The sequence below is a fragment of the Burkholderia sp. BCC0506 genome (assembly GCF_902833145.1).
Classification (GTDB): domain Bacteria; phylum Pseudomonadota; class Gammaproteobacteria; order Burkholderiales; family Burkholderiaceae; genus Burkholderia.
The window spans coordinates 177349-192084 of record NZ_CADFEN010000004.1; the positions used below are offsets into that span (position 1 = coordinate 177349).

The 14736-nt window shown below is 58.3% G+C and carries 10 protein-coding genes; 7 read left to right on the top strand and 3 right to left on the bottom strand.

Translation table 11 applies throughout. From position 1 onward, the window contains the following. Positions 1-5 precede the first annotated feature (5 nt). The 7 genes from HWX62_RS10770 to HWX62_RS10800 all read left to right on the top strand — a co-directional run bounded on the left by HWX62_RS10770 (position 6) and on the right by HWX62_RS10800 (position 9723). Positions 6-425, top strand: coding sequence for a DoxX family protein (locus tag HWX62_RS10770; RefSeq protein WP_175928610.1), 420 nt, complete (start codon positions 6-8; stop codon positions 423-425). A 63-nt stretch (positions 426-488) separates the two neighbouring features. Further along, entirely contained in the window at positions 489-1595 is a 1107-nt protein-coding gene (locus HWX62_RS10775) for a porin (RefSeq protein WP_175928609.1), read from the top strand. Between the two features lie 603 nt (positions 1596-2198). Further along, entirely contained in the window at positions 2199-4703 is a 2505-nt protein-coding gene (locus HWX62_RS10780) for a type VI secretion system Vgr family protein (protein WP_175928608.1), read from the top strand. Between the two features lie 60 nt (positions 4704-4763). Next, positions 4764-7676 (top strand): glycoside hydrolase family 19 protein, encoded by a 2913-nt coding sequence (locus HWX62_RS10785; RefSeq protein WP_175928607.1) that lies wholly within the window; start codon positions 4764-4766, stop codon positions 7674-7676. Beyond that, entirely contained in the window at positions 7661-8455 is a 795-nt protein-coding gene (locus HWX62_RS10790) for a hypothetical protein (RefSeq protein ID WP_175928606.1), read from the top strand. The genes HWX62_RS10785 and HWX62_RS10790 overlap by 16 nt, the downstream gene beginning before the upstream one ends. A 406-nt stretch (positions 8456-8861) precedes the next feature. After that, the gene (locus HWX62_RS10795) at positions 8862-9437 is read left to right on the top strand and encodes a lysozyme inhibitor LprI family protein (protein WP_175928605.1); all 576 of its coding nucleotides are present in this window, start codon (positions 8862-8864) and stop codon (positions 9435-9437) included. Positions 9438-9471: 34 nt separating this feature from the next. Next, entirely contained in the window at positions 9472-9723 is a 252-nt protein-coding gene (locus tag HWX62_RS10800) for a PAAR domain-containing protein (protein ID WP_175928604.1), read from the top strand. A 2-nt stretch (positions 9724-9725) separates the two neighbouring features. Here HWX62_RS10800 and tssF read toward each other — a convergent pair whose 3' ends face one another. The 3 genes from tssF to HWX62_RS10815 all read right to left on the bottom strand — a co-directional run bounded on the left by tssF (position 9726) and on the right by HWX62_RS10815 (position 14654). Beyond that, entirely contained in the window at positions 9726-11522 is a 1797-nt protein-coding gene (gene tssF, locus HWX62_RS10805; RefSeq protein ID WP_175928603.1) for a type VI secretion system baseplate subunit TssF, read from the bottom strand. 585 nt (positions 11523-12107) lie between these two features. Then, positions 12108-13427 (bottom strand): MFS transporter, encoded by a 1320-nt coding sequence (locus HWX62_RS10810; RefSeq protein WP_175928602.1) that lies wholly within the window; start codon positions 13425-13427, stop codon positions 12108-12110. Positions 13428-13469: 42 nt separating this feature from the next. Beyond that, positions 13470-14654 (bottom strand): M20 aminoacylase family protein, encoded by a 1185-nt coding sequence (locus HWX62_RS10815; RefSeq protein ID WP_175928601.1) that lies wholly within the window; start codon positions 14652-14654, stop codon positions 13470-13472. Positions 14655-14736: the final 82 nt, after the last annotated feature.

Genomic DNA, 14736 nt, shown 5'->3' on the forward strand with positions numbered 1-14736 from the left:
AGACCATGACACCGAACCAACCGTTTCTCGCGTCCCAGCGCGATGTGCTGCTGCTGCTTGCCCGAATTCTGCTCGTGATCCTGTTCGTGATGTTCGGCTGGAAGAAGATTATCGACTTCTCCGGTACGATCGCGTTCATGGGAAGCGAGGGTGCGCCGGCACCGATCATTTCGGCGGCGATCTCCGTCGTGATGGAGCTCATCGTCGGCATTGCGATCCTCGTCGGTTTCCAGACGCGGCCGCTCGCGCTGTTGCTTGCGCTGTATACGATCGGCACCGGCATCATCGGCCACCACTACTGGACGATGACGGGCGGCGAGCAGATCAACAACATGATTCATTTCTACAAGAACATCGCGATCTCGGGCGGCTTGCTCGCGCTCTGCGCGGCCGGCCCCGGACGTTTTTCGATCGATCGCGGCTAAGCAGACCGGAGGCGCGTGCATGGGGTGCGCGTCGGACGGTCGAGACTTCGAGGGGGCATCATTTTGCGACTTCAATACTTCGCATGGCTGATTGCAGCCGCCGCACCGGCGGCTGCGTTTGCACAAACGAGCGTCACGCTGTACGGCCGGATCGACGGCGGCGTCGAATACCTGAACCACATCGCGAAGCCGAACGGCGGCAGCGGCACGCGCTGGAGCGCGGAAAGCGGCGACTGGGGCACCAGCATGTTCGGGCTGAAGGGCGTCGAGGATCTCGGCGGCGGGCTGTCGACGGTCTTCAACCTGGAAACCGCGTTCCAGGTGATGAACGGCCAGACGGGCGGCGGGCGCATGTGGTCACGGCGCGCGTACGTCGGGTTGAAGAGCGACACGTGGGGCCAGCTGCAGGCCGGCCGCAATCTGTTCATCGACAGCGACGGCGTGTGGGAATTCGATCCGTTCGTCCAGCAGGCGTTTTCGTCGGCTTCGCTCGTGCGTGGCCGCAACTGGCAGCAGACCAGCAACAACATCGAATATCACAGCCCGGTGATCGGCGGCTTCGACGTGCAGGCGCAATACGCGTTCGGCAACCAGTCGCGCGGCTTCAACTACGGTGCGGCCGACGATTTCGGCCGCTCGGACGGGATCATGATCTCGTACCACTCGCCGGTGCTCGACGTGCGCGGCATCTACGACGAGCTGCGCGACAACAACGGCAAGTTCAGCAACATCTTCACCGCGTCGCGCGAGTATTTCGTCGGCGCGAACGTGAAGGTGTCGAAGTTCAAGATCCAGGGCGCGTATACGCACTACCAGGCGCCGGATAGTCCGGCTGGCGTTGCCGATCGTGCGGATCACTACTGGCTTGGTGCGACTTATGCGGCGACGCCGCAGTGGGCCGTGACGGGGGGCGGGTATTACGTGAAGGTGGGTGATGGCGGCGGCGACGCGTCGCACGACCCGTCGGGGCACGCGATGATGTACGTGCTCGGTACCACGTACAACCTGTCGAAACGTACGTTCCTGTACGGCACGGTTGCGTATGTGCGCAACGGCGGGAATTCGAACTTCTCGCTGATCGCGTCGCCGCGTGACGCGACGTCGGGCACGAGCCCGATGACGGGCGAGTCGCAGACGGGCGCGTATGTGGGGATGATGCATACGTTCTGAGCAGGCGCGGTTCGCGCAGGTGAAAAAGGCACGGGCGGTGAAGGCCCGTGCCTTTTTGCGTTTACGGCGATTGCGGAGAGGATTGCGGAGAGGATTGCGGCGAGCACAGTAGTGTCGACGGCGGCGTATGGCATACATGAATATTGCGTTGCCGATGATGCGCGCTCGATGCATTCACACTCTCTAACGTTTACGGCCTCGAAAATTGAAGCAAACAACGGTTATGCGATTTGTCGCAATCCGACTGATGTGAGCCGCCGTTCGATCCGTTAGGTCGACGGCTGTCGCGCGCCACCCGACGGGCCACGAGCCCGTATTTCCCCACGACATCGTTGTGCTCGTAAACATGATGTAAATCGCGCGAGATTCGTTCCGGCTCGCCGCGATACTGAACATGAAACATCAACGGCGTACGACGGGATGGGGCGCGACTCGATATGATGAATTCCGGTTCGTTGCGATTCAGCGCTTCGAGCCGCGTCGATACCTGAAGGCCCCGCAGTGCCCGACATTTTGGGCCTTCTCCTTTTGAAGCGATACCAATCTGCCGCCCGGCATTGCCCGGCGGCCGTTTTTTGTTACTGCAAGGCACGGGGTAGGCTGATGGTTTCCGATCTGCTGAACAAGACACTGCGCGCGCAATACGTGCAACACGGACGAATTGTCCGCCTCGATACGCCGCTTGGCGAAGACTGGTTGGTCCCGCTTTATGTCCGGGGGCGGGCATGTCTTGGGCGAGACTTCGAATTCACGATCGACGCAGCGTCGACGCGGCTCGAAACGATTCGGGCCAACGCGCTGATCCGGCAATCCGTGACGCTGTGGATTCGGCAAACGGACGGGAGTGAAATGCCGATTCACGGCTATGTGACTGCGTTCAGTCGCTTGGGCGGGGACGGAGCCAACACCTACTACCAGTTCCGCTTCAATTCATTCCTCGCGCTGCTGAGGCTCGGTAGTGACAGGCGCGACTGGATCGAGACGCCCGCGCAGCAAACCGTGTCCGACGTGCTCGCCAAGTATCCCCAATCATCCGGTAACGTGAATTGGCAATTGCGCCAAGCGCTGCGCTCGTATTCGCAGCGGATGCAATGGGAGTCCGACTGGAACTACGTCCACCGTACATTCGAAGAACTCGGTCTCTTTCCGCGTTTCGACATCGCGCCGGACGGCAAGTCACACAAGGTCGTCATCATGGACGATCTTTTTTCCGTTCCAGAATTAAAGCGCAAGATCATTTTGTTTAGCGGCGCGGTACAGGACGAGGAATTCGACGGCCTTGGCGAGTGGATCGATTCGCAGGAAATCCAGTCCGCCGAACTCGACACGGGCACATTCGACTACAAACGTCCGGACCTTTCGAAGCACGTCACGATGCCCGCATTCGATCTTGATGACGTACCGGGGCTGGGCGAGCAATACGAATATACGGGATCGCATACGTGGTCGGATCGCGACATGGGCGAAACGCAAGCAAACGTTGTCGCTGAGGAATGGCGCTCGCGCGCGCAGCGCTTTCACGGTGTCGGCGCATTGCGTTGCGCATGGCCGGGTCGCTATGGCGTGCTGACGGGGCACCCGGTGCACGATGCGCAGTCGGAACAGGATCGCGAGATGGCGATTCTTTCGGTGAACTGGCTCATCCAGAACAACGTGCCGGGTATCGAAAACCTGATGCGTTTTCGCAAGAGCCTGCGCGCCGAAGTCGAGCAGGCGCGAGCGACCGGCGCGGGTTCGGCGGTGCGCCATGACGACGGCAGCGTTGGATTTTTCCACGTCGAAATCGAAGCGCAACGGCGTCGGGTCGCATTCCGCAGTCCCTTCGAACACAAGAAGCCCGTTATGCAGCTTCAGACGGGCATCATCGGTGGACCGGACAACGAGGAAATCTATACGGATGAATGGCTGCGGGCGAAGGTTCGACTGACATCGGATCGACTCAATGACGGCGACCAGAACGTGTCGGCGTGGATACGCGCGGCGATGCCCGATGCGGGCTACAAGCGCGGCGGCATGTTCCCGCTGCGCAAGAACGACGAAGTGCTAATCGATTTTATCAACGGTGATTGTGACCGTCCGGTGATCCTGTCCAGAATGCATGGTGGCGAAAGCAAGCCCGAATGGCACACGCACGGGCTGACCTCGGGCTTGCTGTCGCGCGAATACGGCGGAGAAGGCTACAACCAACTGATGATGGACGACGCCAGCGGGCAGAACCGCGTGCATCTGTACTCGACAAGTTATTGCTCTCATTTGCACCTGGGCTACCTGATTCAGCATTCGGGCAATACGCGCGGTGCGTTCATCGGTCACGGCTTCGACCTCAAGTCGTTGGGCTACGGTGCGGTGCGGGCCGAACAAGGGCTCTACGTTTCGACGCAACCCGCCGCGACTCAACCGCTGAGTGTGACGGCAGCGTCCGAACAGCTTACCCGCGCCGAAGCGATGTTGGCGACGACGTCGAAGGCGAGCCAGACGAATCGGGCGCAGAGTCAGCAAGACGGCCACGATGCACTGAAAACTTTCACGGACGCAACGCAGCACCCGGTGGCAGGCACAACCAAGGGCGGCCGCACGGCAGGTGGCGGCACGGGCAACGCGAACGGCTTCGCGAAGCCGATCATGCTGCTCTCGAGTCCGGAAGGCATTGCCGCATCGACGCAAGGGTCGGCGCATATCTCGGCAAACAAGCAAACCAACGTGGTCGCCGGGGAAGACATCAACCTCGCAGCCGGTCGGGCGTTACTCGCCAGTGTGTTGGAGCAAATCAGCCTGTTTGCGGAAAAACTCGGCGTCAAGATCTACGCGGCGAGCGGCCCGATAGACCTTCAGGCGCAGAATGATTCGATGAGTTTGACCGCTTCGCAAGATGTGAAGATTACGGCGGGCAAGAAGATGTATCTGTCGGCCGATGAAATCTGGATCGGCGCGAACGGCTCGTATATCAAGCTGACGGCGAACATGATCGAGAACGCAACGTCGGGCCAGATTATAGAAAAGTGCGCGAATTGGGAGAAAGCAGGAGCGGCAAGCGGCACGCTGAAAAACCCGCTGCATTCGACGCCTGTATCGGTCGACGGCGGTCGTTTCACAGTGTTCTCCGGTTAAACCGCGCGGCGGGATAGTTCCAATATAAAAAAACCTGAAACCGAATCCGAGTCGGGAATCATGAGCAAGACAACGCCTAAAAAGAAACACCATCCACCGGCCGCTCCAAAATCGACCCCCAAACCTGCCGAACCGGCGGATACACCACTGAACTGGGCCTACCCCTTCACACCGGTAGGCAAGGACGACGCGGCCGACCCGATGACCTATTTCAGGGCGCTGGCCAAGTGCGAAAACGGCTTTTATCCACTCGGTGTCAGCGGCATGTGGCACGGTGGCGTGCATTTCGCCGAAGGCAGCGCGGAAATGCTGAAGCAGGACAGCGGCGTGCGCGCGATTGCGGACGGCAAAATCGTGGCGTACCGGCTGAACACGAAATATGAGGAAACGACGTATCCGAACAACGTTGGTCTGGCGCACTACTCGACCGGCTTTGTACTGGTTCGGCATGAGCTGAAATTGCCGCTGAAACCGGCTTCGGCATCGGCCCCCGCATCGGCTCCCGCGCCTGCATCGACTAATACCGCGCCCCCGACGTCCGCACCAGCCGACAATCCGTCGTCCAACAGCAAAGACAAATCCCTCGTGTTCTTCAGTCTGTACATGCACACGGTGGATTGGGAAACCTATCAAAAGGGGATGGGGCAAGCGAAAACGGACCGGCATCCAGACCAGCCACTTCCGTCACCAATGTCATATTGGGAAGGCGACCGGTACTATCGGGTGGGCGACAAGGCGAAGGACAAGCAAGCCATTCCTAAGCCGAAAGCGCGTGTGCAACCGCCCGCGACACGGACCGATGGGGCCGACAATCTGCCTATCAACAACACGAACCAGAACGAACCGCCGCCCGCAGATAGCGGTCAAGATGCCACTCCTCCGGCCCCGGAGACAGGCTTGCACATTCGAGAGTTGCCGAACGGAAAGAGCAAGATTATTGGCGTGTTGCCGAGAGGAACCGAAATCATTGCGGGCGAAGGTGACTCTGCACACCCGGACTGGATCAAGATCAAGTCCATTAAATCGGGCACGGTTTTGTCTGCCGAAGTTGGTAAGCCGGTGTCTCCTCAAGCACAGTGGAGTTACGTGTTCAAAGGGGAGCTGGACGCCGTTGTCGATCCGAAGCCGCTTGATACGGTCGTGATCCTGAAGGAGCCGCAGCGCGTCAAGGCGGGCGAAGTTGTCGCGCATGTCGGCCAGTATCAATGGCCCAGGAAGGCGAGCCCGATACCGCCGAAGCCGAACTATCCGATGCTGCATCTCGAAGTGTTCGCGGGACCGGACCTGAAGGACTTCATCGATCGAAGCCGCGCGCGTGCGAAAGAACTGAACGAGAAAAACAAACCGCTTCTGGAAATCGAACCGGGGGCCAAGCTGGTCAGCGAAATTCCCGCGCCTGATCAGCAACTGACGCAGGCCGGATTGAAGCTCGTGCCGGTAGGCGACGCGAAAGGTTCACGTTGGGTCAAGGTGCAGCCGAAGAGCGTGACGAATGTGCCTGCGAAAGGCCAGCAGAAGGCCAAGCAAAACTTCGCAGACGTTGGGAAACCGATGTGGGTTGAAAGCGGTCTTGCGAACACGATCAGCACGGCGAATGTTGCGGGATGGCAGAACTTTCCACTGGACGTTTCCAAGGCGAGCGGGCCAGGAGCGGACTTCCGGGACGTGCTTCTCCGTACTCAGCTCGACAAACTTGGTGCGGACAATGTCGCGATCGACGACAAGGGGCATCATTGGTGGAACATTACTATTGGTTCGAAGGATGGTTCCGCACGACAGGGTTGGGTGTGCGATACCGGCCACCACGGCGTGCAGTTTCGTAGCCCTTGTGAATGGCCGGGTTTCGAATTGGTAGACAACGGCAGCGTCAGCCCTGCAGATATGTTCAAACGCCATATCCATACGACCGAACAATATCTGGCGGACGAGGATGGTAACGAGTTCATGGGGACAGCGGCGAAGGTCAACGCTGGCGAACTCATCACGAAACTTGAAAGGGCGATCGACACGAACCAAGACGGGAAGGTAACGGCGCAGGAACTGAAGCACGCACTGGAAACGCGTTGGACGGCAGAAGCGGTTTCGCATCTTGTGGTGCGCAATGAAACCGAATGGGGCGGTGGTCTGGGCAAGTGGGAGGAACTCAACCCGCTCATGCAGAAGCAGACCGAGATGTGGAAGACGGAGCTTGACCGCCTTGCCAAGCTTCAGTGGTGGGAACAAATCAAGGGGGTCGATGGCTTTCCTACAGACCTCTCGCCTTGGCACTTCCATCCGATTGGGGTGATCGGGAATTTTGCGGACACAGAGTGCTGCGCAATTACGGTCGAGCTATTGGAAAAGGTTTATGAAAAATCGGGAGACTGGTTTACGGGGAAAGGCGGATCAAGAACCTTTGTGCAGGAGTTTCCGGAAAAATACCCGAATATACATAAATACGACAAATATAAATTCGTCTCACTGCTCAATACTAAATTGAAGGAATATGGCATTGTTGGGTGTTATCATAAAGCCCACTTTCTCGCACAGTGCTTCCATGAATCGGCTAGGTTCGAGACAACAATAGAGTTCGCCTCCGGCGAGGGATATAATCCCGGGGTGCATCCAGATGCTATTAAGAATGGAAATACTAATCTCGGAGATGGGCCGAAATACAAGGGAAAGGGAATAATTCAGCTGACGTGGAAAAATAACTATGCGGCATACTCCGCCCACAGAGGGGTCGATTTTGTAAACAATCCTGAGCTTATTGCTACCGATATGGAAAACGCTATCGATGCATCTTGCTGGTATTGGCGGCACAAAGGGGCGCTTTCAGGAAAATATGACGCCAAGGGTGATATAAATATCATCGTAGATCATGAGAAAAATAATGTTAGATTAATTACGCTGGCCGTCAATGGTGGGCATAATGGGTTGTCTGAGCGTCAGGAGCTTTTTGGCCGAATCAAGAAAGAGTGGGGGTTGATTTGATAATTTTTAAAAGAGATGTGTTTCTCAAATTCGGCCTGATTTCTGCAATTGCGATGATCGCATTATCAGTTGCTTCTGCCGAGACTGTCAATGGACTCTCGATAAATAAAGCAGGGGAAATCCGTGACTGCAGCGGTTTGTCAACGTGCAAAAGCATTGAGCCGACTGGCGATCTAAAAAAGGCTATTGATGATGGTTACGAGAATTTATCGGTTGTTGATATTTATAAGAATGGAAATAAGGAAATTGCTGCCACGAGTGGTGGGGGCGATGGTTGTTCGAAATTTTTCTCATATGACCGTGCGTCGAACCGATTTTATGTCTTGATATTTTCGGGTCGAGATATATGTAATTTTCGAGTCGAGGGGGATAGCTTGATTAGCTCGTATCGGCTTGATGCGAGGCAATATGAGGATATCTATAAGCTTAAAAAGGGAAGGTATCAAATCGCAATAACTGATGCATGTGTTGGATGTGACGAAGTTTCCCGTTCGGTGTACGTAGATGGGAAAATTTCTGAAAAAATAATTGTTACCAATCAGCGGGACTATGCAAAGCGCATGCCGGTAACTACGACGGTTGTTGCGGATAAGGCAAGATTATACGATGACCATTCAGATTCTTCTTCGGCAAAGATGTATTTGCTGAAGGGTGATAAAGTTCAGTTGGTGGATTTTAATAGTGAAAATGGCCTTTGGTATCTCGTTAAATATTTTACGAAGCGGCATGGTGCTATTCTCAAATGGATCAAGTGCGAAGATTTGGCTATATGCAAGTAGATCGGAAATATAAAGTAGATGGAGTTATGTGGGTGGTATTAAAGGGGAATCCAGGTGACTAGTCCGATTGGAATTGTTGCCGTCGACCACGGTGGCACGGTCGAAACAGGTCAACAAGTGTGCGCTGATGGGCGGTCGCATCATTTTCACGGGTAATCAAGCAAAAAGTCAGCCGGGGATGCTGTGGACGATACGATCCACAAACAAAGAGAGTGGCTTGCGAAACGAAATTTATGCGATAGAGATGCTGCCTGTATTCTCGAAGTAATGAAGGGGCAACTTATTCAGCTTGATGGCATGAGTCGAAATTGGAGAAATGTATCTGGGTTGATTGCGGTGGTCTATTAAAATGGTTGGGGTAGTTCTGTTTGAGAAGGGTGCGATTTTTGAGTGCTAGGGATGGATCGTGACGAAGAATGTTGCTTTTTTTGTGCTGATGCTTATTTCTGGTGCAGCCTTTTCTAGAGTGGTCTGCAATGTTCAAGATAACGCAGGGTTAATCAACTGCACGCAAAAAAATTACGAAGCCGCGGACAGAATATTGAATGGAGGCTACAATGAATTTATAAGAAAGGCTACTCCTCTGGAGAGGAAAAATATTATCGCAACTCAAAGGGCGTGGATCACATATAAAGAGAAGTATTGTGATGCAGCTTTTGATGCCGTTTCTCCAGGGGCGGAGGCATCTATCGACAAATGGACTTGTTTGACGTCGGCGACAGAGGTGCGAACAAATGAAATTCGCTACTTAGAATCGTCTATCGGTATGGATGATTTCAGGCGATCACTATCCGTTATGGCGAATCTTTACGAAAACGGGGATGCCACCAAGGTAATATCGAAGTTGATAAAAAACACACCCGACGGAAACAATCCAAGTTGGATTAAATATGTGGATCTGAATTGCAAGATGGTCGCCGCAAGGTTACATGAAGAGCGCAACACTTGCACGGCCAGACTTAATTTCTTTAAAAACTGGTGACTTTGTCCTTCACTTGGCCTGAACACCTCGACAGATGATCAATTTGATTCGAATCGGTGATGACACCGACCACGGCGGCAAAGTCGAAACGGGCTCTTCATCGATGAAATTCGATGGCCGCTATGTTGCCCGCAAAGGCGACCGCGTATCGTGTCCGCAGCATCCCGACGTGTCGCCGAACATCATCGAGGAAGGCGACGAATCGATGAAGGACAACGGCATCCCGATTGCGCGGCACGGCCATCGCGCTACGTGCGGCTGTCACCTGATTTCGAGCCTCGTGTAACGCTACAACAGCGGCGCGGTGCCCGGCCGCATCGGGCACCGCACGATCAAGGAGCCGTCGTTCTTCGACAGCACGACGAGCTGCGTAAAGCTGTTGGCGGGCGCATACCGCGACAGGTAAAGGTCGAGTTGAAGGATCAACACGCCGATACTGTTTTCAATGAACGCGCTCTCATCCGCGGCCATCACGATTTCGAAGCCTCTCACAAGGGCCGAATGCGGCTTGATCGCCAGTAGTCGCTCAACAACGTTTCTCTTGACGAACGAAATCGCCCCGACGTGTTCGGCGCGTCGATCGCTTGGCGCAAGCTGGCGCATGAGCTTCACGAAATCAGGCCACGCCTCACGTGTCAATTGCGTCACGTTGGCCGTCGTCAGCGCGAGCACGCGCCACTGCGCTTCCGACTCACGGGACGCGCTATAAGTCAGCGTCGGTTGTTTCAGCAGCGTAATCCTGCAAGGAACCTGATCGCTTTCGTTTTTCAGATCACCCGTTAGGGAGCCGATCCGCATCCGCGAAGGCCAGTCGCGATTCGTGCAGGTGAGGTCGGCACTCAATTGCAGCGGCGTTTTCGCCACCGCTGTCCCATCCGCGCGTAGCAGTACGAGCGACGTTTCACGTCCGGGATGATGGATTGCCGCGTAGGGATCGTGACGCGTGATCCAGAACCGTTCGTCGGCCCCGACGCCCCATGCATTCAGCGGCGGAATAGCGGTCCCGTCTGACGGATCGCGAACTGCATCGACCGAATAGATACCGCGAATGTCTGGCCGGCTCGGCTTTGGCACGACGGGATAATCGGCAACGATTTCGCCGCGCGATGACTTGACGCCCATATGCTTGAACAGGTTCACGATTGGCGTACAGAACAGTCCGATGTTGTCCGCCGAGAGTGGCGTGAACGCTTGCGCGATGCGCGAATCGGCGTGTACGCCTCCAATCGCCAGATGTAGTGTTACGCGACGTGCGCGGTTCATTTGAACGGGTTCAAGACATCGGCGTAATTGAATGTCGACGAAGTCGAACTTGTCCGGAAATCCGACGTATTCCAGCAGCGGTTGAACCAGCGGCGAATTTTGTGACGGTGGCAACAGCATATCGACCGGGCCGAACCCGACCGGTGTGACCGGTATCCCCGCAACTGGCATCCACCGCCCGCTGTCGTCCGCTTCCACATATGCGCCCCGGACGCGCAGCAGGACCGTATCCAGCAGCGCGACGACCGTCTGGCGTTCTCCAGCGAAATGAACGCGCAGCGTGTCGGGCGAAATCGCGCCGAGAGGCGAGGTGGCTACCGTCGACTCAATCGTGATGGAAATGAAGCTGGTTATGTTCGGCGGCAAGGTGACTTGTGCCGGTGCGACGGTGCTGCGCGAGAATCGAGCGTTTGCGATGTTGAGCGGCGCAAGCGTTACGTCATAAGCGGTTCGAAAGCGAACTTCCCCGCCGCGCGACGTGAGTTCCATGCCACGCGGCAAGACGGTCGGCTTGTCCGGTAATTCCTTGACCGGATCGAAGCGAGCGATCGAACATGAAGGGAACGGTCGCAAATAGTGCGGATGCAAGACATGAAGCAACGCTTCCGTGAACTTCGGTGCGCCGTCGTCCAGGTTGGCCCGGATTTCGGCTGCAAGCAACGCGAACGCCTGCATCATCCGCTGGACGTGTGGGTCGTCCGTCTGTCCGCCTGTAAAGCGCAGGCCGGCGGCAATTCGTGGATACTCGTTGGAGAAGGTTGCGAACTGATTCTCCAGCTTCGTCAGTTCCTGTTCATAGTAGCCGCGCAGCTTGTCGTGCATATCCAACGTCGTAAGGCCTCTGCAGGTCACGACGTGCGTCGTATTGTCCAACGGTCATCGTAGTCGAATCTTCATTCTCCGAGTTCCTGCAGCCTAATAGTCCGACGCCAAAAGATGAGTCTGATGCGGTTACGGCAACTGCACGACGGCGGGAATATGTTTCGCAGTGTGAACTTCGAGGGGCGGCTCGTCGAGATAAGGTCGGGACGGCAGCCACCGACGCGGGACAGGATCAGTAGGGGAATGTCAGCGAGCGCGCATTTCTCTTCGTATGGACGTTCGGGACCATGAAGCATCCCGGCATGCATGTCGCTGATGAACAGTGCGCGTTGAAGATAGCGGATCGGACATCGCGTTCTCCAGAGTGACCGGTATGGACGGAAACGCAAAGGGACCGTCCGGAATCGGCGGGGCCTGGGGGAATCCGTGACGCTACGATCTTGCGCGCACCCGCCGCACGGGCCCGCCGAAGGCGGTCGTGCGCGTGGTTGTCGAAAGGGTGATCGTGGCGTCGTGTATTGATCAATGATGCCCGATGCGCGCGCGACGTCAATGACGCTTCGCGCGCCGCACACCGGCCACCGCTCAATCCAGCGCCTTCCCGGCCTTCTCGTCCATGCACCGAATCGCAAGCAGCGTCATCGCACCACACCCGATCGCATACCACGCAGGCGCATTAGGATTCCCGGTCGCCGCGATCAGCCACGTGACGAAGAACTGCGCGAAGCCGCCGAAGATCGCGACGCCCACGCTATACACCAGCGCACCGCCCGTCGCACGCACCGCCCGCGGAAACAACTCGCCGAGCATCGCGCCGGTGGCCCCGATGTTGATCGCGTGCACGATCGACAGCGCGGCGATGATCGACAGCAGCGACGCGGCGCCCGGCCAGCGGTTCAGCGCGATGAACGCCGGATAGATCGCGGCCATCAGCGCGATGCGCGTCCACCAGACGATCCGGTTGCGGCCGAACACGTCGGACAGCAGGCCGCCGATCGGCGTCACGAGCATCAGGATCGCGCCGGCGACGCAACCGGCCGTCATCGACAGCCACGTCGGCAGGTGCAGCACCTGCACACCGTAGATCGCCATGTAGAACACGATGATGTAGTGGATCGACGTGCCGCCGATCGTCACGCCGAGGCCCGCGAACACGGCCTTGCCGTGATGGCGCAGCACGTCGGCGAGCGGCAGCGATGCGACCGGCTCGTCGTGCGCGGCGGCCGGTGCGGCGGCGGGCACTTCCTCGACGGTGCGGCGCAGCCAGTAGCCGAGCGGCACGAACAGCGTGCCGATGATGAACGGCACGCGCCAGCCCCAGCTTTCGAGTTGCGCGGCGGTCAGCGTCGACGTCAGCGCAACGCCGGTCAGCGCGCCCGCGAGCGCGGCGAGCCCCTGGCTCGAGAACTGGAACGACGCATAAAAACCGCGCCGATGCTGCGGCGCCTGTTCGAGCAGCAGCGTCGTTGATGCGCCGACTTCGCCGCCCGACGCAAAACCCTGCAGCAGCCGCGCGAGCACGAGCAGCAGCGGCGCGGCGATGCCGATCTGGGCGAAGGTCGGTGCGACCGCGATCGTCGCGGTGCCGAGCGCCATCAGCAGCAGCGTGAGGATCATCGCCTTCTTGCGGCCGGCGCGGTCCGCATACATGCCGATCACGAGCCCGCCGAGCGGACGCGTGACGAAGCCGACGCCGAAGCTCGCGACCGCGAGCATCAATTGTCCGAACGACGAATGCACCGGAAAGAACAGCTTGCCGATCAGGATCGCGAAGAAGCTGTAGACCGTGAAGTCGTAGAATTCGAGCGCGTTGCCGACGGCGGCGGCCGCGATCAGCCGGCGTTTCTTCGCGGCGGCGCGGGCGTCGACCGGCGTGCCGGCGAACGGAAGGGCGGACGTTTCCATGGGGTTCCCCCGGTTAGCGCGAAACTGCGTGGTGAAGGGCCGTCAGGCCGCGAGCCAGGCTTCGGCGACGCGAACCCAGTAACTCGCGCCGATCGCGAGGATGTCGTCGTTGAAGTCGTAACCGGGGTTGTGCACCATGCAGCCGCCCTTGCTGCCGATCCCGTTGCCGATGAACGCGTAGCAGCCGGGGCGTGCTTCGAGCATGAACGCGAAATCCTCGCTGCCCATCAGCGGCGCGGCGTCGGTTTCGACGCGCTCGGCGCCGAGCATCTGGCGTGCGATGTCGGCCGCGAACGCGGTCGGTTCCGCGTGATTGACGAGCACCGGATAGCCATAGTCGTAGTCGACTTCCGCGGTGACGCCGAAACTTTCCGCCTGGCCCTTCGCGAGCGCTTCGATACGGCGCGCGAGCAGGGCGCGCACGTCGGCGTTCAGCGCACGCACCGACAACTTCATCACGACGGTTTCGGGAATGATGTTGAACGTCTCGCCGGCCTGCACGCTGCCGACCGTGATCACGGCCGCCTGTTGCGCATCGACCTCGCGCGCGACGATGGTCTGCAGTGCGACCATGATGCTGCCCACGGCCGACATCGGATCGCGCGCGAAATGCGGCATCGCGCCGTGGCCGCCGACACCGCGCAGCGTGATCGTCACGCGGTCGGCGGACGCCATCGCGGCGCCGGTGCGGAACGCCATGTCGCCGGCCGCGCGGCCCGGCATGTTGTGGATCGCGAAGATCGCGTCGCACGGGAAACGGTCGAACAGGCCGTCGTCCATCATCGCCTTCGCACCGCCGAAGTTCTCCTCGGCCGGCTGGAAGATCAGGTTCAGCGTGCCGGAAAACCGGCGCGTCGCCGCCAGGTGGCGCGCCGCGCACAGCAGCATCGCGGTGTGGCCGTCATGGCCACACGCATGCATCTTGTTCGCATGGCGGCTTGCGTACGGCAGGCTGGTGGTTTCCGCGAGCGGCAGCGCATCCATGTCGGCGCGCAGCCCGACCGTGCGCGTGCCTTGCCCTTCGCGCAGCACGCCGACCACGCCCGTCTTGCCGATGCCGCGATGCACGTCGTAGCCCCAGCCGGTGAGCAGCTCGGCAACGAGATCGCTCGTGAGCGTCTCCTCGAATGCGAGTTCGGGATGGGCGTGGATGCGGCGGCGCACCTGGACAAGCTCGGGGGCGATCGCGGCGATGCCGGGGATGACGGGGTTCACGGCTTGCAGCATGGGGTCTCCTGTGGGGCAGGTGGAGCGTTTGACGTGCATATGACGGCCAAGCATATAAATTTCTTTTGGGTACCAGAAGCTG

Bases quoted from the DNA above. Each gene is read 5' to 3' on its own strand.
- HWX62_RS10770 (WP_175928610.1), top strand. From the start codon at position 6: ATGACACCGAACCAACCGTTTCTCGCGTCCCAGCGCGATGTGCTGCTG.
- HWX62_RS10780 (WP_175928608.1), top strand. From the start codon at position 2,199: ATGGTTTCCGATCTGCTGAACAAGACACTGCGCGCGCAATACGTGCAA.
- HWX62_RS10785 (WP_175928607.1), top strand. From the start codon at position 4,764: ATGAGCAAGACAACGCCTAAAAAGAAACACCATCCACCGGCCGCTCCA.
- HWX62_RS10800 (WP_175928604.1), top strand. From the start codon at position 9,472: ATGATCAATTTGATTCGAATCGGTGATGACACCGACCACGGCGGCAAA.
- tssF (WP_175928603.1), bottom strand. From the start codon at position 11,522: ATGCACGACAAGCTGCGCGGCTACTATGAACAGGAACTGACGAAGCTG.
- HWX62_RS10810 (WP_175928602.1), bottom strand. From the start codon at position 13,427: ATGGAAACGTCCGCCCTTCCGTTCGCCGGCACGCCGGTCGACGCCCGC.
- HWX62_RS10815 (WP_175928601.1), bottom strand. From the start codon at position 14,654: ATGCTGCAAGCCGTGAACCCCGTCATCCCCGGCATCGCCGCGATCGCC.